This window comes from Curtobacterium sp. MCSS17_006 (genome assembly GCF_003234215.1).
GTDB classification, from domain to species: domain Bacteria; phylum Actinomycetota; class Actinomycetes; order Actinomycetales; family Microbacteriaceae; genus Curtobacterium; species Curtobacterium flaccumfaciens.
In genome coordinates this window covers 1-23,535 of record NZ_QKSO01000013.1, presented here as the reverse complement: position 1 = coordinate 23,535, position 23,535 = coordinate 1, and the positions used below count along the sequence as shown (strand labels likewise).

Below are 23,535 nucleotides of genomic sequence, written 5' to 3'. Positions count from 1 at the left end.
CCGACCCGCCCCTACGCCCCCGGCGCCAACGACCCGGTCAGCGGCTGCCCCGACGAGCGCGTCACGAAGCACGCGATGAACCGGTCACCCTGGTCCCAGGTCGCCTGGTCCGGCGCGTAGGAACCCTGCACCTGCACGTCCCCCACGGCAGCGGCGGCCGAGGCGTTCAGCGCCGTGTCGGACTGGCACTGGTCGGCCGCCTGGGTCGCGAGGGCCTCGGCACCGGGGTAGGTGTCGCCCTCGACCGCGAGCCGTGCGGTCAGCTGCCCGATGTGCGGCGTCGCGCAGTCCACCACCGTGAAGGTCTGCGACCACGCGTTCGTGAACGGCGACAGGCACTCCCCGCCGGCGAGGTCGGTCCACGGGTGCTCGCCGGGCAGGGCCGGGGTCGTGGCGAACTGCAGCGTGGCGGCCGGTGCTGCGGCGTCACCCGGCTGCGAGGCCGACGCCGACGGCGCAGCGCTCGGTGTCGCCGGCGCTGACGAGGCAGCCACCGGCGACTTCGTCGGCACGGCCTGGTCGGCGATGTTGTTGCCGAGGATCCACTTCGACAGCAGGAACACCAGCACGATGAGCACGAGGATCAGCGCGATCGACCCGTAGATCAGCAGCTGTTTGCCGCGCTTGCCCTCGTTCCGCAGCCGCGCGAAGCCCTCGTTGATGAAGTTGTCGCGGTCGCCGGACTGCCGGTCCGGACCGCCAGCCGGCCGTCCGGCAGCAGCGGCCGGCGCGGGGGCAGCAGCAGGAGCGGCAGCAGCCGCGGGCACGGCAGCCGCGGGCATCATCCGCGTCCCGGTGTCCTCCGGGTCGTAGCCGGTCCCGCCGAGCTGCCCGACGGCCTCGGTGCCGAACAGGTCCTTGATGGCACTCGTGTCACTGGTCTCGCGGCCGTCCCACTCGGACTGGTCCAGGTCGTCCGGCGCCGCAGCGGGAAGGGACTCCGGCTGCGGACCGGTGTCGTTCCCACGCAGTCCGAGCACGGCGTCGAGGTCCTGCCCCACCGACGGCGGCAGGTGCGCCGGGTACTCCTGGGCACCCGCCGCCGGCTCGACGAGCGGCGGTGCCGCGGTCGGCGGCACGGTCGCGTCGGGCTCGGACCACCAGGGCGTCCCGGCCGCCGGCATCGCGGTGGTCGGGGCATCGGCCTGGAGGCCCTCGGTCGCGTCCGGCACGTCGGCCTCGGCGGGCGCACGGGGCACGTCCACGGCCTCGGTCGCCTCCGACGGAGCACCAGCGGCATCAGCAGCGGGAACGGCAGCCGGAGCAGCCGTGTCCGACACGGGCGCGGCCGGGACCGCCGGGGGAACCACTGGGGGCACCGGGACCGCCGGCGGCACCGGGTAGGTCCGCGGTGCCTGCGGCAGCCCGGAGGCCGGGGTGTCGACCTCGCCGGCGACGACCTCGTCCTCGTCGTCCAACTCGTCGGCGAGCGACCAGGACCCGGCGGACAGCGCGGTGGTGTCGAACGAGTCGGTGGTCAGCGTCGCCGGGACCTCGCCGGGCTCGTCGTCACCGATGGCCCAGTCGAACGGCCGGTCGTGGGCGCCGGTCTGCGTGGGGACCGGCCCGGTGCTGGTGATGCGCAGCAGGTCGGTGAAGGTCGGCGGTTCCTCGGTCGGCGGCAGCACGTTCTCGACGCCGAGGGGCTGCGGGGCAGCGGGGGCAGCGGGCGCCACGGACTCCGGGTGGTTCCCGGTCGCTCGGCCGAGCCAGTCGACGTCGGCGCGGCCCTCGCCGAACGGGTCGACGCGGCGACGCTCGTCCTCGATGGCCTTCGACGCGGCAGCTCGTTCGTCGCGGTGGGTCTGTGCCGTCGGCAGCACGATCGACGACGGGTGCGGCGCGGTGGAGTCCGGCGCGACGTCGGCGGCGGCCGGGATCCGGTCGTGCAGCGTCGATCGCTCGTGCTCGACGACGGCGTCGGGGTTCTCGGATGGCGCGAGCAGCTCGGGCGGCATCGAGATGGCCTGGGTCGCGCCGTCGTCGAGCGCCGGAGCCGAAGCGGCTGGCACAGACGCGGCAGGAGCCGGCGCAGCAGGAGCAGGAGCAGGAGCAGCAGGCTCGGCGCCCTCCGCCTCCCCCTCGGCCACGAACGGCTCCGGCAGCGGCGCGCCCGTCTCACGGGCGGTGCGCTCGGCCTCGCGGCGCTCCCGCCGCGACGGCCAGTCCTCCTCGCCGCGCGGAGCCCCGAAGATGTCCGCAGCGCTGCGGAGACCGTGGAACGGAGCGTCCGATCCGGACGCACGCCGAGCCTCCAGGCCGTCGTCCCCGTCTGCCGGGCCGGCGGTGCCGTCGGGTTCGCGTGCGTCGTCCGGACGCTCCTCGGTCACGCGGTCAGCCCCAGATCAGCCAACCCGATGGCCGCGAAGTACGGGTAGCCAGCTGCCTCGATCGTCTCCTTGGCACCGGTGTCCCGGTCGACGACGACCGCGACGGCGGCGATGATCGCGCCCTCACGCTCGAGCGCCTCGGCCGCCTTGAGCGGCGAGCCGCCGGTGGTGGAGGTGTCCTCGAGCACGACGACGCGCTTGCCCTTGAGGTCCGGTCCTTCGACCTGCTTGCCGCGGCCGTGGTCCTTCGGCTCCTTGCGGACGACGAAGGCGTCGTAGGTCAGGCCCTGGGCCGCGGCCTGGTGCAGGACGGCGCTGGCGATGGGGTCGGCGCCCATGGTCAGCCCACCGACTGCGGAGACGTCCGGCACCTGCTGCACGAGCTCGGTCATGACCTGCCCGATCAGCGGCGCGACGCGGTGGTCCAGGCTGACCTTCCGCAGGTCGATGTAGTACGTCGCCTTCTTCCCGCTGGTCAGGGTGAAGTCGCCGTGGAACACCGCTTCGGAGGAGATGTACTGGATCAACTGTTCGCGCGCGTCGGTCACAGCGCACAAGGGTAGTCGGTCGGGCCCGCAACGCGCTCCCCCAGCCTGTGGGTCTGTGCGTACCGGCACCGAGGCGGCCTCGGTACGCTCCGGGGCATGTCCCGAGCACCGCGTCGCCCCGCCGTGGAGCCGGCTCCGTCCGGCGGCCGCCGGACCGGTGGGGTGGCCGTCACGATCGGACGGGAGGCCCTGGGCGGCCTGGTCGCGCTGGCCCTGGCCGTCATCGCCCTGCGCCACGTCGTCGCGACGGAACGGGTGGCGTTGCTCTGGTACGACGGCGACTCGGTGCTGCTGCCGCTCGTCGAGCGCTCGCTGCAGGCCGGCCAGCCGTTCGAGTGGGCGATGTCGCCCGCACTCTTCTTCTTCCCCGAGCTGCCCGTGTACCTGTTCTGCTCGCTGGTGACCGGGACCCCGCAGCAAGCCCTGGCGCTGAACGGGGTGCTCGTGCTGCTCGCGGTCTACGCGCTGGTGCGGGCAGCCGCGAACGAACTGATGCCGTCTGCCGGGCGACCCGCGCGGATCGCAGTGTCGGCGGGGGCGCTCGGCCTCGTCACGCTGCTGGTGCTCACCGAGTCGTCGGCGACCGCGACCTCGCTCGAGCTGGCGTCCCTGCTGCTCACGACGACCTACTACTACGGTGCCGTGCTGGCGATGCTCGGCACCGCGGTGCTCGTGCTGCGGGCGGTGCGCCTCGGTCGGGCGTCGGTGCCCCCGCTCGTGGTGCTCGGACTCGTCGCCGCGTGCACGACCGCGTCGAACCCGCTGTACGTGCCCTGGTCCGCCGCTCCCGTCGTCGTCACCCTCGGGCTCCTCGTGCTGGCACGGCGGGTGCCGTGGCGCCCCGCTGCGCTGCTCGCCGGTGCCGTCACGGTCGGATCGGTCGTCGGGTACCTGGTGCGGATCCCGCTCCGGCCGTTCGTCTCCCTCGACCCGGCGACGTACGTGCAGCCGTCGCGGGCCGGCGAGACCCTGCGGTTCTTCGCGGCGCTGACCGACGACCGGGCGGGCACGGCACCGGGCGACCTCGGGCTCCTGCTGCTGTTCGCCGGGGTGCTCGTCACCGTCGGCGGCACGGTCTGGGCCTGGCGGGTCCGCACCGCACGCACCGTGCTGGTCGCGACGGTGCTGCCGCTCGTGACCGTCGTCGCAGTGTCCGTCGGGGTCGTCGTCGCCGGGTCCGAGACCCCGCGCTACCTGCAGCCGATCGTGACGGCACCGCTGCTCGCGCTCGTCGCCGTGGCCGAGCTCACCCGCACCGCGGTCCGCCGCACCCGCGTGCACCGCCCGCACCGCGGGGTCCGGGCGGGGGTGGCGGTCGCGATGGCCGCCGTCCTCGCGACCGGGATCGCCGTGGCCCCCGGCTCCGCCCACGCCGTGTCGACCGCGCGGTACCCGGCGGCCGCGTGCCTGGACCGCTGGGCCGACGGACGCCAGGTCACCGGCGTCGGGCAGTTCTGGACGGTCCGGCCCCTCGCCACCTACGCGGCGACGAACGTCGGGCTGCTGCAGGTCCGCGACACCTTCGAGACGTACCCGTGGCTCGTCGACCTCGGCGCCTACCGCGACGCCGACCCGAGCTTCGTGGTGGTCGGGTCGCACGACCTCTGGACCACCGCGGTCGAGGACTCCCTCGGCCCCCCGGCGACGATCACCCACTGCACCGGGTTCGACGTCTACGACTACGCCGGCACCGCCGGGCAGGCGATCCTGCGGCGCGACGTCGTCGGGAGCGCCGACGTCATCCGTCGCGACCGTGGCTTCTGATCCACTGCTGAAGTTGTCCACAGCGGCGCGTTGCCGTCCGATGCTCGCTGTACGGATGTATAGGCTCGTGCTCGATGTCTCGTCCCACCAGCCCCCGCGCCCACCGTGTCCCCGTGCGCCTGCGCCTCGCCGTCACCGGCCTGGCACTCGCGGGCCTCGTCGGCACGGTCATCGCCGACGCTCCGGCCGCCCAGGCGGTGACCTACCCCACGTGGGACGAAGTGAAGTCCGCCCGCGGCAAGGAATCCGCCAAGCAGGGGCAGATCACCGAGATCCGGGGCATCATCAGCGAGCTCGACGCCAAGGTCGAGGCTGCCGAGGCGAAGGCACAGAAGCTCGGCGACGTGTTCTACAAGGCACAGCGCAAGGCCCAGACCGCGGCCGAGAAGGAACAGCAGCTCCGCGCCGACGCCAAGGACCACGCGAAGGTCGCCGACCAGAGCGCCGCGCAGGCCGGGCAGTTCGCCGCGCAGATGTCCCGCTCCGGTGGCGCCGACGTCACCACCTCGGTGATCACCCAGGGCGAAGACGCCAGTGACCTGCTGTACAACCTCGGTGCGCTGAGCAAGCTCTCCGAGCAGGCCGAGCGTGTGCAGGCCGCCGCGAGCGCCGACGCCGCCGTCGCCAGCTCGCTCGAGGCACAGGCCGACCGCGCCGCCGAAGCGCTGGGCGACCTCGCTGCCGAAGCCGAAGACCGCATGCAGGAAGCCCAGGCGGCGTCCGACGCCGTGCAGGCCGCCTACGACGAGCAGCAGTCGAACAAGGCCCGACTCGACGCCCAGCTCGCGACCCTGACCTCCGGCCGCGTCCGGACCGAAGCCGAGTTCGCCAAGGGTGAGCGCGTCCGCAAGGCGGCGGAGGAGAAGGCGGCACGCGAAGCCGCAGAGCGCGCAGCCGCCGCGCAGCGAGCAGCTGCCGCACAGGCCGCCGCGAACTCCGGCGGGGGCGCGCCGTCAGGCGGCGGCTCGACCGGCAGCAGCGGCTCGGGCGGCGGCGGTTCCGTCGGCGCGGGCTCCGGGACCGGCTGGGTCCGCCCGGCCAGCGGCTACGTGATCAGCCCCTACGGGTACCGCGTCCACCCGATCACCGGCGTCGTCACCATGCACGAGGGCACCGACCTGGCGAGCGGCTGCTACACGCCCATCGTCGCGGCCTCGGCCGGCACCGTCGACTACGTCGGCTGGTACGGCGGCTACGGCAACTACGTCCGCATCAACCACGGCGGCGGCGTGCAGACCGCGTACGGCCACATCGTCGACGGCGGCTTCCGGGTCGCCACCGGGCAGCAGGTCTCCGCGGGGCAGCTCATCGCGCTCGTCGGCTCCACCGGGGCGTCGACCGGCTGCCACAGCCACGTCGAGGTGCACATCAACGGCGCCACCACCGACCCGGTGCCCTTCATGGGCGCTCGCGGGGTCGCCTTCTAGCCGATCGGCCCCGGCTCGGGGTCGTCGATCCCGTCGTCGCCGGCGTTCCACAGCGCCCGGTACCACGCGGTGCGCTCCGGGTCGTCCGGCAGCCCGTACGCCCGGTGGAACAGCGGCTCCCAGCCGGGTCCGTAGTTCCAGCCGAGGGCCATCGTCGCCACCGCGATGTCGGCCCAGCGGTCCGCGACCCCCATCGCGTCCAGGTCGACGTGCCCGCTCCACCGCCGGTCCGCACCGATGAGCGTGTTCGGCGTGCACGGGTCACCGTGGCAGACGACGATCCGGTCGGTCGACGGCTCCGGACCGAGACCGCCCGGGCCGCGGACGGCGTCGGCGTCGGCGCTCGCCTCACGCGCGCGACGGAGCCGGTCCGCGGTCGCCCACGTGAACGGGCAGCCGTCGACGGGCAACGTGTCGTGCAGCGCGCGCAGACCCTCGCCCACCGCGACCACCGCGGTCCGGGGTTCGTCGTGCCAGCGCGGGTCGACGGCGCTCCAGCCGGGCACCGCGCGGGTGTGCAGCCAGACGCCGTCGTCGTCGGCGCCGTGGTCGAGCACCTCGGGGACTCGCGCGTACCGGGACGCCCACGTCAGCCGCGCTGCCTCGCTGCTGATCCACGATCCGTAGGCGTGTGGCAGGACCTTCACGAACTCCTCGGCGTGCGCATCAGGACCGATGCGGAACGTCGTCCCGCCGATCTGGTTGTGCCAGACGAGCGCGACCTCACGCCCCCGGGCGACGTCGGTGACCACGCGCGGTACCGGGACGGTCTCACCCGGCCGGGGAAGTCCACCGATCGAGCGCACCACGGCGACGCTCAGTGCACGCGGTCCGGGCGGGAGGACCCCGACCCACCACGGGCGATCTCGAGCAGCACGGGCAGACGTTCGCCGAGCAGGGCGTCCAGGTCGGCGACGACGGCCTCGACCCGTTCGGTGATCTCCCGCGGCGCGGCACCCCGGCGCGGACGGACCCGCACCCGGATCGCCCGACCACCACGGACCCGGTAGACGTCGACGGCGAGCGAGCCGACCTGGGGCATGTCGCCGATGGCCGAGGAGAGCGCGTGCTGCACGGCGGTGGACTCGATGCGCACCGAACCGGCGACGCCGTCGGCCGAACCGTCGCTGTCCACGACGGTGCTCTCGCGGCCACCGCCGAGCGTCGTCAGCACGACGAGTGCGAGCACACCGAGCACGACGCCACCGCCGAGCACGCAGGTCCACGCGAACACCGAGTCGTCACGCGACGCCCCGGTGCCGAGTCCGGCGAGGGCATCGCCGACCGTGCGCCACCACGAGGCGACGAGGGGCAGCCCCTGCGCGGTCTGCACCAGGATCGCGGCGACCCCGGCGACGAGCAGGACCAGCCCGAGCACGACGAGCGCCGTCCGGCCGAGCCCGCGGTTCGTGGCGTTCATCCGTCCACCCGTCCGGTCGGCTGCACCCGGACCCGCGCGGCCAGCGGCGGGTGCGCGTCGATCACGGCGAACTCCCGCTCGACGGCCTCGGTCGCGGCGACCGCGGGGACGTCCACCCCGGCTGCGGGCCGGAGCACGACGTCGACCGTGCGGCGGCCGACGGTGCCCACGGCGGCGTCGGCGCCCAGACGGGTCGCGGATCGGGCGGCTCGGGCCGCGGCGGAGGCCAGGACCTCGTCGTCGACGACGACTGCGAGCCGGTCGGACGACATCACGTGCCGCGGACGGCGCTGGGGCAGGATCCCCTGCAGCAGGAGCACGAGGCCGATCAGGGCCACGACGGCGCCGATGCCGATGCCGATGGTGGAGTCGAGGCCGTCCGGAGCGGCGAGCGCGGCGTCGACCACGGCACGGGGGTCGACACCGAGCACGTTCTGGTCGAGCAGGACGAGCGCCCCGGCGAAGACCGCAGCGGCGGCGAGCACCAGGGCGATGAGCATCGCGACGACGACGGCACCGGAGCGGGAGACGTGGGTCTCGCGGCGCAGCAGGCGGCGGTGGGTGGCAGCGTGGTCCCCGGTGGGCGCGCCGACGAGGGGTGGGGCGGTCACCGGACCCTCCGCGGGGTGTCCACGACCGACGAGGCGAAGGTCACGGTCACGCGGGCGACCTGTCGGCCGGTGATGGTCCGGAAGCGCTCGGCGATCGTGCCGCGAGCCCGGTGCGCCGTGGCGACGACCGGTTCGTCGGGGAGTGCGTTCGAGCCCAGCACCGGCAGGGCGAGCGGGGCGGTGATCTCGACCGCCAGTGCACCGCGACCATCGTCCGCGACCCGGGCACGGACCTCCCGGAAGGCCACCCGCAGTGCTTCGGCGGCGACCGCCTGGGCGGTGTGCACCAGCGCCGACGTGCCGATGCGGTCGGAGCCGCGGAGCCGGACGCCGCTGTCGCCGGTCGTGGCGACGGCGGCGTCGCTCACGACGAGCTCCGGCGTCCGCGCAGCACGTCGAGCAGGCGACGGAAGTCGACGTCACCCGTGACGATGCGGGCGACCAGTGCACCGACCGCCATGCAGACGGCGACGACGACGAACGCCCAGAACCCGAGCGTCACGGCGACGATCGCGAGCAGGGCGCCGGTGCCCATCCCGACCACGGTGGCGTTCACCGGACCCGACCGTCCCGGGTGTCGAGCTCGTCCGCGACGCCGTTGAGCGCCGGGATGTTCACGTCGTTGATCGCGATGTTGACCTCGGTGACCTCGAGGCCGACGAGTTCGGTGACGGCGTTCGTCACGGCGGCACGGACCGCAGAGGCGACCTCCATCATCGGCGTCGGGTAGTCGACGACGATGGTCAGGTCGACGGCGACCTGGGTCTCGCCGACCTCGACGCGGACACCCTGACCGAGCGCGCTCGAGCCGATGGCGTCGCGGATGGCACCGAACGCCCGCGAGGCGTTGCCGCCGAGCGCGAAGACGCCGGGGACGTCTCGGGCGGCAATGCCCGCGACCTTCGCGACGACCGTGTCGTCGATGATGGTCCTGCCCTTGGCGGTGACCTGCGTCGTGGTGGTGCCGGCGGGCTGGGTGCTCCCGGCCCCGGTGCCGAGCGTGGCTCCGGTCGTGGTCCCGGTCGGGGTCCCGTCGACGCGGTTGGTCGTCGATGCCATTGCTGCCTCCGTGCGGTCGATTGCTGGCCTCCAGCGAACACCATCGTGCCGTACGCCGCACAGGCGGCGCACGTCGCGCCCGCCCGTGCCGCTGGTCTCGCCGACCTCGTCGTCAGTCGACACCGGTAGGTTCTTGTTTCATGCGCGTGGCGACCTGGAACGTGAACTCCGTCCGCACCCGAGTGGGTCGGATCGTCGACTGGCTGGTGCGTGAGGACATCGACGTCCTCGGCATGCAGGAGATCAAGTGCAAGCCGGAGCAGTTCCCGGTCGAGCAGTTCGAGGCCGCGGGGTACCACGTCGAGGCGCACGGTCTGAACCAGTGGAACGGCGTCGCGTTCGCCAGCCGGCTGCCGATGGAGGACGTCACCCGCGACTTCCCCGGCCAGCCCGGGTTCCTGAAGGGCCACGAGGGGCCGGACCTGCCGGTCGAGGCCCGCGCGATCGGCGTCACGGTCGACGGCGTGCGGCTCTGGAGCCTCTACGTGCCGAACGGCCGCGAGCTCGGCGACCCGCACTACACGTACAAGCTCGACTGGCTCGCCCAGCTGGCCGACCGCACCTCGGAGTGGATCGAGGCGTCGCCGGAGACCCCGCTCGCACTGATGGGCGACTGGAACGTCGCACCGCTCGACCAGGACGTCTGGGACATGCGGGTCTTCGAGGGGTCGACGCACGTCAGCGAGCCCGAGCGGGCAGCGTTCCGCGAGTTCGAGGCGCGGGGCCTGCAGGACGTCGTGCGCCCGATCGTGCCCGACGGCTACACCTACTGGGACTACAAGCAGCTGCGGTTCCCGCGCAACGAGGGCATGCGCATCGACTTCGTGCTCGGCTCGCAGGCCTTCGCGGACGTCGTCACCGACGCCTCGATCCACCGGAACGAGCGCAAGGGCGACGCCCCGAGCGACCACGTCCCCGTGGTGGTCGACCTCGACCTGGACACGTCGCTCGACGACGACCGCCCGATGATCTTCTGATCGGAGTCGGGTCACCGGCCCGGCTCGGATCGGCGCCCGTCCGGCTCTGTTACGCCCGGCGTCCGCCGTGATTGAGCCGTCCGTCACGCCGACGTAGGTTTCCTGCACCGAACCCCTTCGAGAGCAGGTGAAGCCATGTCCCGCACGACGATCCTTCCCATCCAGCGCCTCATGGCGACCGCAGCCCCCGGTGCGTGGCGCGACGGCATCGTCGTCGAGACCCGCGCAGCCGACGCCGTGGTGCTGTTCCTCGACGGGAGCATCACGCAGCTGCGGGTGGCGGACGCCGACAGCGCCCTGTCGGTCGGCGAGCCGGTCGCCCACCACCCGGTCGCAGAGATCCTCAGCGCCGGCGGTCGACAGACCACGGCACGGGTCGCGTAGCGCGCACGCGTCGCGGAGCGCGCACGCGTCGCGGAGCGCGCACGCGTCGCGGAGCGCGCACGGAGCGGGTCAGACCGCCATCGAGTCGAGCATCGCCTGGCACTTCGACACCATCTCGTCGCAGGCCATGGCGCAGTACCGGCACGACTCGTCCATGTCCTGGTGCTGGCGGCACTCGGCGGCACACGCGGTGCCCATCGCGACGACGGCCATGAGCATCGCCTGCATCGCGGCGGTGTCCATCCCCATCGGACGCATCATCATCCGCATGCCGGTGTCGGCGAGCATCGCGGTATTCGAGCACATCGCGGCGCAGGTGGCCATCTCGCCGCCCATCCGCATGTCGGCAGCCGAGCACATCGTCGCCGCCATCGACGCGGCGTTCATCGCCATCATCGTGTCCTGCATCATGTCCATGTCCATCTCCATGGGCATGTCCGTCATCGACATGTTCTTCATCATCGCCATCGTGTCCATCGCCGGTCTCCTCGTCGTGGTCATCGGTCACGAGGCGGTCCGCCCCGCGTGCCCGCCAGGGTACGCGCGTGCCGTCCGCGCTTCGTGAGCAGGAATGGTCGAGTCGGCGGACGCGACTCGACCATTACTGCTCACCATCCGCGGTGGTCGCCACCACAGCCGGACGGGAGGCCCGGTGCGCCCCCGCCACGGGCCTCCCGTCCGCCGCGCGGCGCGTCCAGGGCGCGCTACGGGTGCAGCAGGGCGGCGATCGCGACCAACACGGGCACCGAACCGAGCGTCGAGATGAGCACGACGTCGCGCGCCACCGGGACCGCTGCCCCGTACCGCTGCGCGTAGTTGAAGACGTTCTGCGCCGCCGGCAGGGCACCGAGGGTGGTGAGCACGAAGACCTCCTGGTCGCCGAGTCCGAACACGAACCGGGCGAACACGAACGCCACGGCCGGCATCACCACGAGCTTGATCGACGACGCCACGATGACGTCGGTCCGGATCGCCGGGTCCCGCAGCGGGGTCGCACCGTGCAGGCTCATCCCGAACGACAGCAGCACGACGGGCACCGCGGCCGCGCCGACGAGCGAGAACGGCTCGAGCACCGGGGCGGGCAGCGTGATCCCGGTCGCCGAGCACACCAGCCCGACGAGCGAGGCGATGATGATCGGGTTCCGGAACGGCCCCGCGATCCGCCTCCCCCATCCGCCGCCACCCGCGGTCGCAGCGTCGAGGATCGTCAGCGCGATCGGGGCCATCACGACGAGCTGCAGCAGGATCACCGGGACGACCGCGGTCGCCTGGCCGAGGACGTACACGGCCACGGGCAGCCCGATGTTGTTCGCGTTCACGTAGCTCGACGCCAGGGCCCCGACGGTGGTCGTGGTGACGGGGCGGCGCAGCACGAAGCGGAACACGGCGGCGGCACCGAGGGCGACCACGGCGGCGCTCAGCAGTGAGACCCAGAGCATCGAGGACAGCAGCGACGCGATGTCGGCGGTCGCGATGGTGTGGAACAGCAGGCACGGCATCAGCACGAAGAACGCGAGCCGGCTCATCACGAACTGCGCGTGCGGGCCCAGCAGGCCGATGCGTCCGACGACGTACCCACCGGCGATGATCGCGCCGATGATCGCGAAGCCGGTCAACACGCCACCCATCCCGTCCATCCTGGCACCTGCCGGCGGTGATGTGACGTCACTCAGGTCGGAAATGCGTACGCATCGAATACCGTTGAGCGCATCATGACCTCGACGAACGCCGACACCCTCACCCGGTCCACCGACTCCAGCCAGCCGCTCGTGCCGCTGCTCGAGGAGCGCTGGAGCCCCCGCTCCTACGACGAGACCACGACGATCTCGGACGACCAGCTGGACGCCGTCCTCGAGGCCGCTCGCTGGGCACCCTCGGCCATGAACTTCCAGCCCCGCCGCTTCATCGCCGGCCGCCGCGGTACCGAGACGTTCCGGAAGATCAACGAGAACCTGCTCGGCTTCAACGCCGCCTGGGCCTTCCGCGCCAGCGCCCTCGTCGTCGGCGTGCTCGAGACCGTGACCGCCGACGGTGAGGAGCGCCCCTTCGCGCAGTACGACCTCGGCCAGTCGCTCGCCGCGCTGACCGTGCAGGCGCACGCCGAGGGCCTGCACGTGCACCAGATGGCGGGCATCGACGCCGCCGGGCTCCGTGCCGCGTTCGACCTGCCCGAGCGCTTCCTGCCGTACACGGTCACGGCCGTCGGCACCGTCGCGCACCCGTCGCAGCTCGACGACAAGGCCGCCGAGCGCGAGGTCGCCCCGCGCACCCGCATCCCCCTCGACGAGGTCGTCCTCGTCAAGGAGTGAGCACCGGCGGCACCGCCGCCCGCGATCGCCACGACGGCCGCGTCCCTGCGGGGACGCGGCCGTCGGCGTACCATGACGTGACATGGATCAGCACCAGGACGACGCCCCGCCGGAGATGAACTTCTACACCCGGAAGTGGGTGCGACCGGAGGACCTCAACGCCAACGGCACCCTGTTCGGCGGCAGCCTGCTCCGCTGGATCGACGAGGAAGCCGCGGTCTACGCGATCATCCAGCTCGGCAACGGCAAGGTCGTCACGAAGTACATGTCGGAGATCAACTTCCTGTCCTCGGCGAAGGAGGGCGACATCGTCGAGATCGGCCTCGTCGCCACCCGGTTCGGCCGGACGTCGCTGACCATGCGGGCCGAGGCGCGCAACCTCTTCACGCACCGCAGCATCCTGACGATCGACGAGGTCGTGTTCGTGAACCTCGACGAGGACGGCAACCCGGCCCCGCACGGCTACACGGACATCACCTACGCCCGCGACCGGGTCCCCGCCACGCACCGCGCGTGACCCCGCAGACTTCGCGCAGCACCGGGGCACCCTGTCGGTCGCACCCTGCGCGTGGTCGGCGGGCTCTGGCAGGATCGGGGGCATGACCACGCCCCGCCTCGTCGCCTTCGACCTGGACGACACGCTCGCCCCGTCGAAGTCCTCCCTCGACCCCCGCATGCTCGAGACCTTCGCGTCCCTGCTCGAGGTCGTGCCGGTCGCGGTCATCTCCGGCGGCAACTTCACCCAGTTCGAGCAGCAGCTCGTCACCCCGCTCCGGCAGCGCGACGGCCTGACGCTCGACGCCCTGCACCTCCTGCCCACCTGCGGCACCCGGTACTACCGCTGGGAGGACCAGGACTGGGCGCTGCAGTACGCCGAGGACCTCACCGACGAGCAGAAGGACCGCGCCCTCGCCGCGGTCGAGGCCCGTGCGAAGGAAGCCGGGTACTGGGAGTCCGAGACCTGGGGCGCCATCCTCGAGGACCGCGGGTCGCAGATCACGTTCTCCGCCCTCGGCCAGGCCGCCCCGGTGGACGTCAAGAAGCAGTGGGACCCGACCGGCGAGAAGAAGGACCACCTGCGCCGTCTGGTGCAGCAGGACCTGCCCGACCTCGAGGTCCGCTCGGGCGGCTCCACCAGCATCGACATCACCCGCAAGGGCATCGACAAGGCCTACGGCATGCAGCGCCTGGCCGAGATCACCGGCATCGCGCTCGACGACATGCTCTTCGTGGGCGACCGGCTCGACCCCGAGGGCAACGACTACCCGGTGAAGGCACTCGGGGTCCCCTGCCACGCGGTGCAGGGCTGGGAGGACACGGACGCGTTCCTGACGGAGCTCATCCCCACCCTGCGCTGACCGCGCGGCGGACGGGAGGCCCGTGGCGGGCCCGCACCGCGCCTCCTGTCCGTCCGCGGTCGCGTCCAGAGCCGCGAACGCGACCGACGCGGCCGGGCGCTCAGCCCAGGCTGCGGACGGCCTCGACGAAGGCGCGGATCTTGGCGGGGTCCTTGACGCCACGCTCCGACTCGACACCGCTCGACACGTCGACGCCGTCGGGGTCGAGCGCCTCGACCGCGGCGACCACGTTGGCCGGGGTCAGCCCGCCGGCGAGGATCCAGGCCTCGTCCACGCCCTCGATGGTGGCCGGGTCGACGAGCCGACCGCTGCCGGGCACGGCGGCGTCGAGCAGCAGCAGGTCGTGGTCGAACGCGGCGCGCTGCTCGGGCGTCTCGCGCAGGTAGTCCTCGGCCGCGATGGCCCGGATGGTGAAGAAGCCGGCGTCGCGCGCGCGGGCGAAGTCGGACGCCGACTCGCCACCGTGCAGCTGCAGCGTGGTGAGCCCGACCTCGGAGGCGATGCCGACGATCTCGTCGATCTTCTGGTCACGGAAGACCCCGACGGCGTCGATGCCGTCCGGCACCCGCTCGACGAGTTCCTTCGCCAGGTCGGCGGTGACGGTCCGGGAGCTGCCCGCCGCGAAGACGAACCCGACGGCGTCGGCACCCGCGTCGACGGCGGCGTCCACGGTGTCGGGCGTCGACAGGCCACAGATCTTGATCCAGCGCTGGTCGGTCATGCTGTCCATCCTGCCAGGGTGCTCCGGTGCCCGGAGCCCGGCGCCGCCGGGCGGGTCAGTGCAGGGCGCCCGCGACGTAGGCGGCCACGCACGCCGCGGTGACGCCGAAGGCCGCGAAGGACCCGACCAGGACGTTTCGCCGACGCCAGCGCCGCACCGCCGAGAACGTGCCGCGCCTGGCGTGCCGGTGTGCGGCGCGGTGCATGCGGTGGTCGCGCTGGTGCTTCACGCGTTCCGGACCGAGCGGCACCGGGCCGGTGATCTGGGTGGACCCGCCGCGCAGCGCGTTGGCGATGGCGACCGCGGTGGGCCGGCGCTCCGGGTCGCGGGCCGTCATCCGGCTGAGCAGCTCGCGCCACTCGTCGGCGACGTCGTCCGGGATCTCGGGGTCGCGGCGGAGCCGGGCGAGTGCGGCCTCGATCAGGGTGCCCGAGTACTCCTGCTTGCCGGTCAGCGCCTCGAGCAGGACGAGCCCGAGCGAGTACACGTCGGTGGCGAAGCTGATCGGTTCGCCGGCGACCTGCTCCGGACTGAGGTAGGCGGCGGTGCCGATGACCGTGCCGTCGTTCGTCAGGCGGGAGCCGTCGACGAAGTGGGCGACGCCGAAGTCGGTGAGCTTGACCGTGCGGGCGAACCCGGACGAGCCCTCGTCGCTGATCAGGATGTTGGCGGGCTTCACGTCACGGTGCACGATGCCGCGCGAGTGCACGTAGGCCAGGGCGTCGGCGAGCTGCGCACCGAGGTCGGCCACCTCGTAGTTGTGCAGGGCGCCCTCGGACAGACGGCGGAGCAGCGTCGTGTCGGCGATGAGCTCCATCACGATGAACCGGTGCGGACCGTCCTCGAACTCGTGGGTGCCTGCGTCGTACAGCGGGATGAGGCCCGGGTGGGAGAGCATGCTGAGCAGCCGGATCTCGCGCTCCTGGCGGACGCGGTCGGCGGTGGTCATCTTGTCCGGGGTCGCGAAGAGCTTCACGGCCACGGCCCGGTACGTGTGCTCGTCACGGGCTTCGTAGACGGATCCCATGCCGCCGGTGCCGATGAGCTTCACGAGCCGGTACCGCGCAGAGAGGACGGTGTCCGCCCGCGCGCTGTCCAGCAGGGTCATGGTGTCCGTCGTCCCGTCCGGAGCCCGTGGTTCCGCGGCGCCTGCCGGCGTGTGGGCTCATGGGAAACGGTACGCGTCCGACTCTCGATCCGCATGGCCGTTACGACATCGTGATCGCCGTACTTCCCTGAGTTCCCGGGGATCGACGGGGTACAGTCCGACCTCCATCAGGACGAGGAATCGCGCAAGGAGGACAGCATGGCGTTGTCGAAGGGTGACGAGGTGCACTGGAACACCTCGCAGGGCAGGACGACCGGCACGCTCGTGCGCAAGCGGACGAGCGACTTCGAGTTCGACGGGCAGCACTTCACGCCGACCGACGACGACCCGTACTGGATCGTCGAGTCGGAGAAGAGCGGCAAGCAGGCCGCCCACAAGGAGTCGGCGCTGACGAAGGCCTGAGGCTCAGTCGCGGGCGGGCTCGGCGCGACGACGACCCCGGGCACCGCCCACGGCAGGGCTGCCGGCCTCGTCGTCGTGGTCATCGGGGCCGCCCGCACGCCGCTCGGCGCGGACACGGCGGACCCGGCGCACGACGAAGGTCACCACGACCACGGCGATCGCGACGTAGAGCACGCGATCGATCCACTCGGTGTAGGCCTCGACCTGGTCGTACTGCGACCCGAACGCGGCACCGAGCAGCACGAGGGCGCTGTTCCAGATGCCGCTCGCGATGATCGTGAACACCGAGAACGTGCCGAGGTGCATGCGGTCGGCGCCGGCCGGCAGCGAGATGAGGCTACGGACGATCGGGACGAACCGGCCGAAGAACACCGCGCTCTTGCCGTGCCGGTGGAACCAGCCGGCCGCCTTGCGGAAGTCGTCCTCGTCGACGAGGGGCAGCTTGCCGAACCACCGCGTGGTGCGTTCGAACCCGATCTTCGCGCCGAGCCAGTAGAGCACCAGCGCCCCGAGGTACGAGCCGATCGTCGCCAGCACCAGGACCAGCACGAGGTTCATCTGGCCGGCACCCGCCAGGAACCCGGCCAACGGCAGGATGACCTCGGACGGGATGGGCGGGAACACCGTCTCGACGAAGAGCATCAGCCCGACGCCCCACTCCCCCAGGCCGTCGATCAGCTGCAGCACCAGGCCGGAGAGCCCGCCGAGGTCCGACGGAGCGGTGGAGTCGCCACTGGCGACGGTCATGGCACGGGCGGTCACGGCAGTCGTCATGCCCCCAGCATCCCTGAACGCCCTGTCAGGACCCGGCACGCTCCCTGGGTGTCAGCCGAGTCCCATGTGGGCGGACCGGACGTGCGCGAGCGACCGGGCGAGCGCGCCCCGGGCGACGGCGTCGCGACCGACGGTCGACGGGGCGAACACCACCGGGTGCCGGAGCTGTGGCGTGACGATCTCGTCGAGCGCGGCGCAGAACACCTCGGCAGCCGGCAGGACCTCGCCACCGACGACGACGACCTCGGGGTCGATCGTCGTCACGAGCTGCACGACGCCGGGTGCCACGTCGGCCGCGAACGCACGGACGGTCTCGACGGCCGACACCGAGCCCTGGGCGGCCGCGGCGAAGACGGACTCGAGGTCCGCGCCGGACGGGATCCGGGCCTCCAGGCGGGCGGGTGCGGCGGGCCAGCCGGTCGAGGCGATGCCGCCCATCTCGCCGGCCGCGCCGCGCGCACCGCGCGCCAACGAGCCGTCGACCACCAGGGCGGCACCGATCTGCCGACCCATCACCAGGTACAGGGCGTCCCGGACGCCGTGGAACCGCCCCCACCGGGCCTCGGCCGTGGCGGCCAGCTTGGCGTCGTTGTCGAAGAAGGTGGCGACCCCGGGGAAGAGGTCCTGGATCCGGCCGGGCACCCGCCGCTCGACCCACTCCGGCACCGCGACCGTGTAGTCGATCGCGCCGTCGCGGTCGACGACCGCCGGCACCCCGAACGTGGCACCGAGCACCGGCGCACCCCCGGCGGAGCCGCCGACCGTGCCACCGACGGGCGCCGTCAGACGACGGACGACGTCCTGCACGCTCGACCAGGCCTGTTCGGCGTCGGCGAGGTCGGTGTACCGCTCCTCGACGCGGGCGAGCGTGACGCCGCGCAGGTCCGCGCGCACGCCGACGATCCCGTGCAGACCGAGGTCCACACCGAGCACGGAGCCGGCCGACGCGTCCGCGGCGAAGCGCTTGGCCCGACGACCGGCCTTGTTCGGGGTGGCGATCGCCTCGGCCTCGGTCACCCAGCCCTCGTCGACCAGGTCGGCGAGCGCCGCCTCGACCGTGGGGCGGGAGAGTCCGACCGTGCGCCCGAGCTCGGTGACCGTGCGGGAGACGTCGTCGCGCAGGAGCTCGTCGAGGATCGCCCGCGAGTTCATCTGCCGCAGGACACCCGGGGTCGTCCCGACGGCACCCGGGGTCGAGCCCGCGGCGCCCGGGGTCGTTGACACGGTCTGCTGCACGGCCATAGCCTCCACATTACGAAAGATCATTGAGGAATGGTGGCTCCGACATGCTCGTCCCACGACCGCGCCGCACCGCTCCCGGTGTCGGGGCCTTCGAGATCACCCCGTCGACCCGGATCGCCGCCGACCCGGCGAGTGAGTCCGTCCGACTGTACCTGCAGCAGACCCTGCGGGGATCGACCGGGCTGCCGGTGCGGGACGCCCTCGACGACACGGCACCGGGGGCCGGCACGATCGCGCTGCGCGTCGCCGACGACCCGTCCCTGCCCGCTGGCCCGACGACGCCGGAGGGCGACCGCGCGGAGTCGTTCCGCCTCACGGTGACGCCGGACGGCGTCGACGTCGTCGGCGGTTCGCCCGCCGGGGTCTTCTACGGCGTGCAGGCCCTGCTGCAGCTGCTGCCCCCGGACGTGTACCGCCGCGGCCGGGTCGCGACCGGCCCGTGGTCCGTCCCCGCCGTGGTCGTCGAGGACGCCCCCGCCTTCGCCTGGCGCGGCGTGATGCTCGACGTCGCCCGGCACTTCCGGACGAAGCACGAGGTCATGCGGGTGGTCGACCAGCTCGCCGCGCACCGGATCAACCGCCTGCACTTCCACCTCACCGAGGACCAGGGGTGGCGCATCGAGATCCGGAAGTACCCGCGCCTCACCGAGGTCGGGTCCTGGCGTCGGGAGTCCCAGGTCGGCGCGCACGTCCCCGGGCCGGACGGCACACTCGTCGTCGCCGGGTTCGACGGCCGCCCGCACGGCGGGTACTACACGCAGGACGACGTCCGCGAGATCGTGGCGTACGCGGCCGACCGGTTCGTCACCGTCGTCCCCGAGATCGAGACCCCCGGGCACGTCCGTGCGGCGCTGGCGGCCTACCCGTCGCTCGGCGTCACGGGCGAACCGGTCGAGGTGTGGACGGAGTGGGGCATCGCCGACGACGTCCTGAACGCCGAGGACGCCACGATCGACTTCTTCAAGGACGTCCTCGACGAGGTCATCGCGCTCTTCCCCTCCGGCTACATCGGCATCGGCGGCGACGAGTGCCCGAAGGTGCAGTGGGAGACCGACCCCCGCACCCAGGAGCGCATCCGCGAACTCGGGCTGCAGGACGAGGAACAGCTGCAGGCCTGGATCATCGGGCAGCTCGCCGCACACGTCGAGTCGCACGGCCGGCGGGCGTTCGGGTGGGACGAGATCCTCGAGGGCGGCACGCTCGACCCCTCCGCCACCGTGGTCTCGTGGCGCGGACTGACCGGCGCACGGACTGCCGCCCGCCGCGGGCACGACGTCATCTCGTCGCCGGACGACCAGGTGTACCTCGACTACCGCCAGAGCGACCTGCCGACCGAGCCGATCCCGGTGTCGATCGCGCTCACCGTCGACGACGTCTTCGCCTTCGACCCGGTGCCGTCGGGGCTCACCGACGCCGAGCGCGCCCACGTCATCGGCGGCCAGGGCAACATGTGGACGGAGCACGTCGACACCGCCCGTCGGCTCGACTACCAGCTCTTCCCCCGCGTCGCCGCCCTCGCCGAGGCACTGTGGTCGGCCGACGTCACCGGGCCGCGCGACCTCGCCGAGTTCCGCGGACGCCTGGCCGAGCACACCGCCCGCCTCGAGGCCATGGGCATCGAGTACCGGCACGAGGCCGGGCCGTTCCCGTGGGAGCAGCGACCGGGCGTCGCGGGGCGCCCGCACTCGCGTGAGGAGCGTGCGGCGTACATCGACGCGGTCACGGCGAACATCGCCGACTGACCTGTTGACATTTCACATGTGAGAGGTTCACACTGGGGAGGACTTCACGGAGGAGACCCCCATGCCACAGCGCAGCATCCCCGGCCTCGACGGGCTCGACATCGACGCACTGATCGGGGATCGACAGCCCGAGGCCGAGCTCGAGATCACCGTCGACTTCGTCCGGGGCCGGTCGGTGCTGATCACGGGTGCCGGCGGCTCGATCGGCAGTGAACTCTGCCGACAGCTCGTCCGGTTCGAGCCGGCGGAGATCATCATGCTCGACCGCGACGAGACCGCCCTGCAGCAGGTGCAGGTCTCCGTGGACGGTCACGGGCTGCTCGACACGAAGAACGTCGTCCTCGCCGACATCCGCGACGCCGACGCCATCCGCGACATCATGCTGACCCGCCGGCCCGACGTCGTCTTCCACGCCGCGGCACTGAAGCACCTGCCGATGCTCGAGCAGTACCCGGACGAAGGCTGGAAGACGAACGTCCTCGGCACCCTGAACGTCCTCCGCGCCGCTGCCGCCGCGGGCGTGGGGACGCTCGTGAACATCTCGACCGACAAGGCCGCGAACCCGACGAGCGTGCTCGGGTCGACCAAGCGCATCGCCGAGCGGTTGACCGCCTGGACCGCCGCCGACACGGGCCACGACTACGTGTCGGTCCGGTTCGGCAACGTCCTCGGTAGCCGCGGCTCGATGCTCCCGCTCTTCGCGGAGCTGATCCGTGCCGGACGCCCCCTCACCGTCACCCACCCGGACGCCACCCGCTACTTCATGTCCATCCCCGAGGCGTGCCACCTCGTGATCCAGTCGGCTGCGATCGCCCACCCCGGCGAGGTCCTCGTGCTCGACATGGGTGCACCGGTCCGGATCCTCGACATCGCACGGCGCATGCTCCAGGCCACCGGCAGCCCGTCCGACATCGTGTTCACGGGCCTGCGGGCGGGCGAGAAGCTCCACGAGGACCTCATCGGACGCGGCGAGACCGAACGCCGCCCGGTACACCCCAAGATCACCCACACCTCGGTCGCGCCGATCGCGCCGTGCGACGTCGACGAGTGCGTCCCCGGTCAGGTCGACCCGTCGGCGCTCGCGATGGCCGCCTGACCGGCGCACGTCCAGCCCGCAACACGACCGGACGACGGACGGGAGGCCCGGTGCCAGCTGGCACCGGGCCTCCCGTCGTTCCCGGGGTCGCGTCGACTACGCGGCGACCGGTGCGCGCTGGCCCACCGTCTCGCCGGCCACGGCAGCCTCGCTGCCCGCTGCAGCCTCGTCGACAGGGCGACGACGGACCCACTTCTTCAGGGCGACGAGCACCAGCGCGGACACCACGGTCCCCGCCAGGATCGCGACGACGAACATCAGGACGTCACCGATCGCGAAGAAGACGAAGATCCCGCCGTGCGGTGCTCGCGAGGTCACGCCGGCAGCCATCGAGATCGCACCCGTGATCGCGGCACCGACCATCGACGCCGGGATGACGCGCAGCGGGTCGGCTGCGGCGAACGGGATCGCACCCTCGGAGATGAAGGACGCACCGAGGAGCCACGCGGCCTTGCCGTTTTCGCGCTCCGGCTTCGTGAAGCCCTTGCGGTAGAGCACGGTCGAGGCGAGCGCGAGTGCAAGCGGCGGCACCATGCCGGCCGCCATGACGGCTGCCATGATCTCGAACGGCACCACGTTCGTGGCGGTCCCGGCACCGAGCCCGGCGACGGCGAACGCGTACGCCACCTTGTTCACCGGACCACCGAGGTCGAACGCCATCATCAGGCCGAGGATGATCCCGAGCAGGACGGCCGAGGCACCCGACAGGGAGTTCAGCCAGGCGGTGAGCTCGGTCATGACCCAGGCGATCGGACCGCCGAGCACCAGCAGCATGAGGCCCGAGGCGATGATCGACGCGAACAGCGGGATGATCACGACCGGCATCAGGCCACGCAGCCAGCGCCAGGTCGGGATGCGCCCGATCCAGTACGCGGCGGCACCGGCGATGAGGCCACCGACCAGACCGCCGAGGAACCCGGCGTTCATGAACACGGCGATCGACCCGGCCACGAATCCGGGGGCGATGCCCGGACGGTCGGCGATGGCGTAGGCGATGTACCCGGCGAGTGCTGCGACCAGGAACCCGAGCGACACCTGTCCGATCTGGAACGCGGCGGCGCCGAGGTAGTAGCCGAGGCCCTCCGGCGGCAGGTTCAGCAGCGTCGAGTTCGTGAGCGTGTAGGCGGCGTTGCTCATGCCCGAGTCGCCGTGGTTCAGCGCGATGCCGTACCCGGAGAGCAGGAAGCCGAGCGCGATGAGCAGCCCGCCGCCGGCCACGAACGGGATCATGTAGCTGACGCCGGTGAGGAGCCAGCGCTTGAGCGACTGGCCGAAGTGCTCGTTCTTGGCGGTGGACTCGCCCTCGACGGCGGTGCCACCCTGCACGCGAGCGGCGTGCGGGTCCTCCGAGGCGCGGATGGCCTCGGCGATCATCTTGTCGGGCTCGTCGACTCCGCGCTTGACGGGTCCGGACACGAGCGGCTTGCCGGCGAACCGACCGCGGTCGCGGACGTCGACGTCGACCGCGAACACGACGGCGTCGGCACGGGCGATGAGGGCCGGGTCGAGGGGTTCGACCTGCGAGGACCCCTGCGTCTCGATGTGCATCTCGGCACCGGCACGCTGGGCTGCGGCGACGAGGGCGTCCGCCGCCATGTAGGTGTGCGCGATGCCGGTCGGGCACGCCGTGACGCCGACGAAGACCTTGCGGCCCGCCTCCGGCGCGGTGGCCGGTTCGGAGGCACCACTCGCCTTCCCGACGCCGGCCTCGGCCACTTCGCCGCTCACCTCGTTGTCGACCAACCGGACGATCTCGTCGGGGGTGGTCGCGGCACGGAGCGCGGCGGTGAAGTCCTCGCGGATGAGCGCGCGGGCCAGGGTCGAGAGGACCGTCAGGTGGTCCTTGTCCGCCCCCTCGGGCACGGCGATCATGAAGACGATGTCGGCGTCGCCGTCCGGGGCGCCGAACGGTACCTTCCGGGCCAGGCGCGAGAACGCCAGCGTCGGCTCGGACACCGACGCCGACCGGGCGTGCGGGATGGCGATGCCACCGGGGACGCCCGTTCCGACGCTCGCCTCGCGCTTGATGGCGTCGTCGGCCAGCGTCGCACCGTCGGCGGCGCGGCCGGTCGCGGCGACGCGATCGGCGAGCACCCGGATGACGTCGGTCGACGTGGCGCCGAGGTCCTCGTCGAGGCCGACGAGCTGTGCGCTGATGAGGCGCGGACTCGAGTCTGCGGACATGTGCTTGCTCCTTCGCAATGGCGCTGATCGCGCGGGTCGTGCGGGTGTTCGGGGAGTGGGGGTGTTCTGGCTGGCTCTG

26 protein-coding genes are annotated in these 23,535 nt (G+C 72.4%); 11 read left to right on the top strand and 15 right to left on the bottom strand.

Annotated elements, in window-relative coordinates; all coding sequences use genetic code 11:
* Positions 1-11: 11 nt before the first annotated feature.
* Together DEJ21_RS12905 and pyrE are read right to left on the bottom strand one after the other, a co-directional pair.
* Positions 12-2,330, bottom strand: coding sequence for a septum formation family protein (locus DEJ21_RS12905; RefSeq protein WP_111224834.1), 2,319 nt, complete (start codon positions 2,328-2,330; stop codon positions 12-14).
* Entirely contained in the window at positions 2,327-2,878 is a 552-nt protein-coding gene (pyrE, locus tag DEJ21_RS12900) for an orotate phosphoribosyltransferase (protein WP_071404348.1), read from the bottom strand. Before pyrE ends, DEJ21_RS12905 begins: the two co-directional genes overlap by 4 nt.
* 96 nt (positions 2,879-2,974) lie before the next feature.
* Here pyrE and DEJ21_RS12895 point away from each other — a divergent pair, with 96 nt between their 5' ends.
* Together DEJ21_RS12895 and DEJ21_RS12890 are read left to right on the top strand one after the other, a co-directional pair.
* Positions 2,975-4,642, top strand: coding sequence for a hypothetical protein (locus tag DEJ21_RS12895; protein ID WP_146247766.1), 1,668 nt, complete (start codon positions 2,975-2,977; stop codon positions 4,640-4,642).
* A gap of 74 nt (positions 4,643-4,716) precedes the next feature.
* Positions 4,717-6,069 carry a M23 family metallopeptidase gene (locus tag DEJ21_RS12890; protein ID WP_111039186.1) on the top strand — a complete coding sequence of 451 codons (1,353 nt, stop codon included), beginning with the start codon at positions 4,717-4,719 and terminating at the stop codon, positions 6,067-6,069.
* Here the strand turns inward: DEJ21_RS12890 and DEJ21_RS12885 are convergent.
* The 6 genes from DEJ21_RS12885 to DEJ21_RS12860 all read right to left on the bottom strand — a co-directional run bounded on the left by DEJ21_RS12885 (position 6,066) and on the right by DEJ21_RS12860 (position 9,159).
* Positions 6,066-6,821 carry an aminoglycoside 3'-phosphotransferase gene (locus DEJ21_RS12885; RefSeq protein WP_258375049.1) on the bottom strand — a complete coding sequence of 252 codons (756 nt, stop codon included), beginning with the start codon at positions 6,819-6,821 and terminating at the stop codon, positions 6,066-6,068. The genes DEJ21_RS12890 and DEJ21_RS12885 overlap by 4 nt on opposite strands.
* 65 nt (positions 6,822-6,886) lie before the next feature.
* Entirely contained in the window at positions 6,887-7,489 is a 603-nt protein-coding gene (locus DEJ21_RS12880; RefSeq protein WP_111029743.1) for a hypothetical protein, read from the bottom strand.
* Positions 7,486-8,100 (bottom strand): hypothetical protein, encoded by a 615-nt coding sequence (locus DEJ21_RS12875; protein WP_111224831.1) that lies wholly within the window; start codon positions 8,098-8,100, stop codon positions 7,486-7,488. The genes DEJ21_RS12880 and DEJ21_RS12875 overlap by 4 nt, the downstream gene beginning before the upstream one ends.
* Entirely contained in the window at positions 8,097-8,468 is a 372-nt protein-coding gene (locus DEJ21_RS12870) for a hypothetical protein (RefSeq protein ID WP_111022763.1), read from the bottom strand. The genes DEJ21_RS12875 and DEJ21_RS12870 overlap by 4 nt, the downstream gene beginning before the upstream one ends.
* Complete coding sequence (locus tag DEJ21_RS12865; protein WP_027464859.1) at positions 8,465-8,656, bottom strand: DUF2273 domain-containing protein; 192 nt, start codon at positions 8,654-8,656, stop codon at positions 8,465-8,467. Before DEJ21_RS12865 ends, DEJ21_RS12870 begins: the two co-directional genes overlap by 4 nt.
* Positions 8,653-9,159, bottom strand: coding sequence for an Asp23/Gls24 family envelope stress response protein (locus DEJ21_RS12860; protein ID WP_111022762.1), 507 nt, complete (start codon positions 9,157-9,159; stop codon positions 8,653-8,655). Before DEJ21_RS12860 ends, DEJ21_RS12865 begins: the two co-directional genes overlap by 4 nt.
* Positions 9,160-9,299: 140 nt before the next feature.
* Between DEJ21_RS12860 and DEJ21_RS12855 the strand changes: the two genes are divergently transcribed.
* Both DEJ21_RS12855 and DEJ21_RS12850 read left to right on the top strand, forming a co-directional pair.
* Positions 9,300-10,136 carry an exodeoxyribonuclease III gene (locus tag DEJ21_RS12855; protein WP_111089401.1) on the top strand — a complete coding sequence of 279 codons (837 nt, stop codon included), beginning with the start codon at positions 9,300-9,302 and terminating at the stop codon, positions 10,134-10,136.
* Positions 10,137-10,271: 135 nt separating this feature from the next.
* Positions 10,272-10,520 carry a nuclease gene (locus tag DEJ21_RS12850; protein ID WP_111224830.1) on the top strand — a complete coding sequence of 83 codons (249 nt, stop codon included), beginning with the start codon at positions 10,272-10,274 and terminating at the stop codon, positions 10,518-10,520.
* Between the two features lie 69 nt (positions 10,521-10,589).
* Here the strand turns inward: DEJ21_RS12850 and DEJ21_RS12845 are convergent, their stop codons facing one another.
* Positions 10,590-10,937: an aldehyde dehydrogenase gene (locus DEJ21_RS12845; RefSeq protein WP_258375047.1), complete on the bottom strand. Its 348-nt coding sequence runs from the start codon at positions 10,935-10,937 to the stop codon at positions 10,590-10,592.
* Here DEJ21_RS12845 and DEJ21_RS18280 point away from each other — a divergent pair.
* On the top strand, positions 10,936-11,085 hold the full coding sequence (locus DEJ21_RS18280; protein WP_181433171.1) for a hypothetical protein: 150 nt from the start codon (positions 10,936-10,938) through the stop codon (positions 11,083-11,085). The genes DEJ21_RS12845 and DEJ21_RS18280 overlap by 2 nt on opposite strands.
* A 139-nt stretch (positions 11,086-11,224) precedes the next feature.
* Here DEJ21_RS18280 and DEJ21_RS12840 read toward each other — a convergent pair whose 3' ends face one another.
* Positions 11,225-12,148: an AEC family transporter gene (locus DEJ21_RS12840; RefSeq protein WP_111224829.1), complete on the bottom strand. Its 924-nt coding sequence runs from the start codon at positions 12,146-12,148 to the stop codon at positions 11,225-11,227.
* A gap of 84 nt (positions 12,149-12,232) precedes the next feature.
* On the opposite strand from DEJ21_RS12840, the gene DEJ21_RS12835 reads away from it, so the two are divergent.
* From DEJ21_RS12835 to DEJ21_RS12825, 3 genes are all read left to right on the top strand, one after another.
* A complete protein-coding gene (locus tag DEJ21_RS12835; RefSeq protein WP_111224828.1) occupies positions 12,233-12,829 on the top strand; it encodes a nitroreductase family protein in 597 nt (198 codons plus the stop codon).
* Positions 12,830-12,911: 82 nt separating this feature from the next.
* A complete protein-coding gene (locus tag DEJ21_RS12830; protein ID WP_017886352.1) occupies positions 12,912-13,346 on the top strand; it encodes an acyl-CoA thioesterase in 435 nt (144 codons plus the stop codon).
* Between the two features lie 82 nt (positions 13,347-13,428).
* Positions 13,429-14,187 carry an HAD-IIB family hydrolase gene (locus DEJ21_RS12825; protein ID WP_111033922.1) on the top strand — a complete coding sequence of 253 codons (759 nt, stop codon included), beginning with the start codon at positions 13,429-13,431 and terminating at the stop codon, positions 14,185-14,187.
* Positions 14,188-14,287: 100 nt separating this feature from the next.
* Here the strand turns inward: DEJ21_RS12825 and DEJ21_RS12820 are convergent, their stop codons facing one another.
* Entirely contained in the window at positions 14,288-14,908 is a 621-nt protein-coding gene (locus DEJ21_RS12820; protein ID WP_111224827.1) for a phosphoribosylanthranilate isomerase, read from the bottom strand.
* A gap of 55 nt (positions 14,909-14,963) precedes the next feature.
* Positions 14,964-16,016, bottom strand: a complete 1,053-nt coding sequence (locus DEJ21_RS12815; protein WP_111224826.1) for a serine/threonine-protein kinase — start codon at positions 16,014-16,016, stop codon at positions 14,964-14,966.
* Between the two features lie 198 nt (positions 16,017-16,214).
* Between DEJ21_RS12815 and DEJ21_RS12810 the strand changes: the two genes are divergently transcribed.
* Complete coding sequence (locus DEJ21_RS12810) at positions 16,215-16,418, top strand: DUF2945 domain-containing protein (protein ID WP_071404335.1); 204 nt, start codon at positions 16,215-16,217, stop codon at positions 16,416-16,418.
* A gap of 3 nt (positions 16,419-16,421) precedes the next feature.
* On the opposite strand, the gene DEJ21_RS12805 is transcribed toward DEJ21_RS12810, so the two are convergent.
* Positions 16,422-17,192: a DedA family protein gene (locus tag DEJ21_RS12805; RefSeq protein ID WP_258375046.1), complete on the bottom strand. Its 771-nt coding sequence runs from the start codon at positions 17,190-17,192 to the stop codon at positions 16,422-16,424.
* A 51-nt stretch (positions 17,193-17,243) separates the two neighbouring features.
* Positions 17,244-18,428 (bottom strand): ROK family transcriptional regulator, encoded by a 1,185-nt coding sequence (locus tag DEJ21_RS12800; protein WP_181435877.1) that lies wholly within the window; start codon positions 18,426-18,428, stop codon positions 17,244-17,246.
* A 50-nt stretch (positions 18,429-18,478) separates the two neighbouring features.
* Between DEJ21_RS12800 and DEJ21_RS12795 the strand changes: the two genes are divergently transcribed.
* Positions 18,479-20,176 (top strand): beta-N-acetylhexosaminidase, encoded by a 1,698-nt coding sequence (locus DEJ21_RS12795; RefSeq protein ID WP_111224824.1) that lies wholly within the window; start codon positions 18,479-18,481, stop codon positions 20,174-20,176.
* Between the two features lie 61 nt (positions 20,177-20,237).
* Positions 20,238-21,272, top strand: coding sequence for a UDP-N-acetylglucosamine 4,6-dehydratase family protein (locus DEJ21_RS12790; RefSeq protein WP_110864239.1), 1,035 nt, complete (start codon positions 20,238-20,240; stop codon positions 21,270-21,272).
* Positions 21,273-21,368: 96 nt separating this feature from the next.
* Here the strand turns inward: DEJ21_RS12790 and DEJ21_RS12785 are convergent, their stop codons facing one another.
* A complete protein-coding gene (locus DEJ21_RS12785) occupies positions 21,369-23,456 on the bottom strand; it encodes a fructose-specific PTS transporter subunit EIIC (RefSeq protein ID WP_111224823.1) in 2,088 nt (695 codons plus the stop codon).
* Between the last annotated feature and the right edge of the window lie 79 nt (positions 23,457-23,535).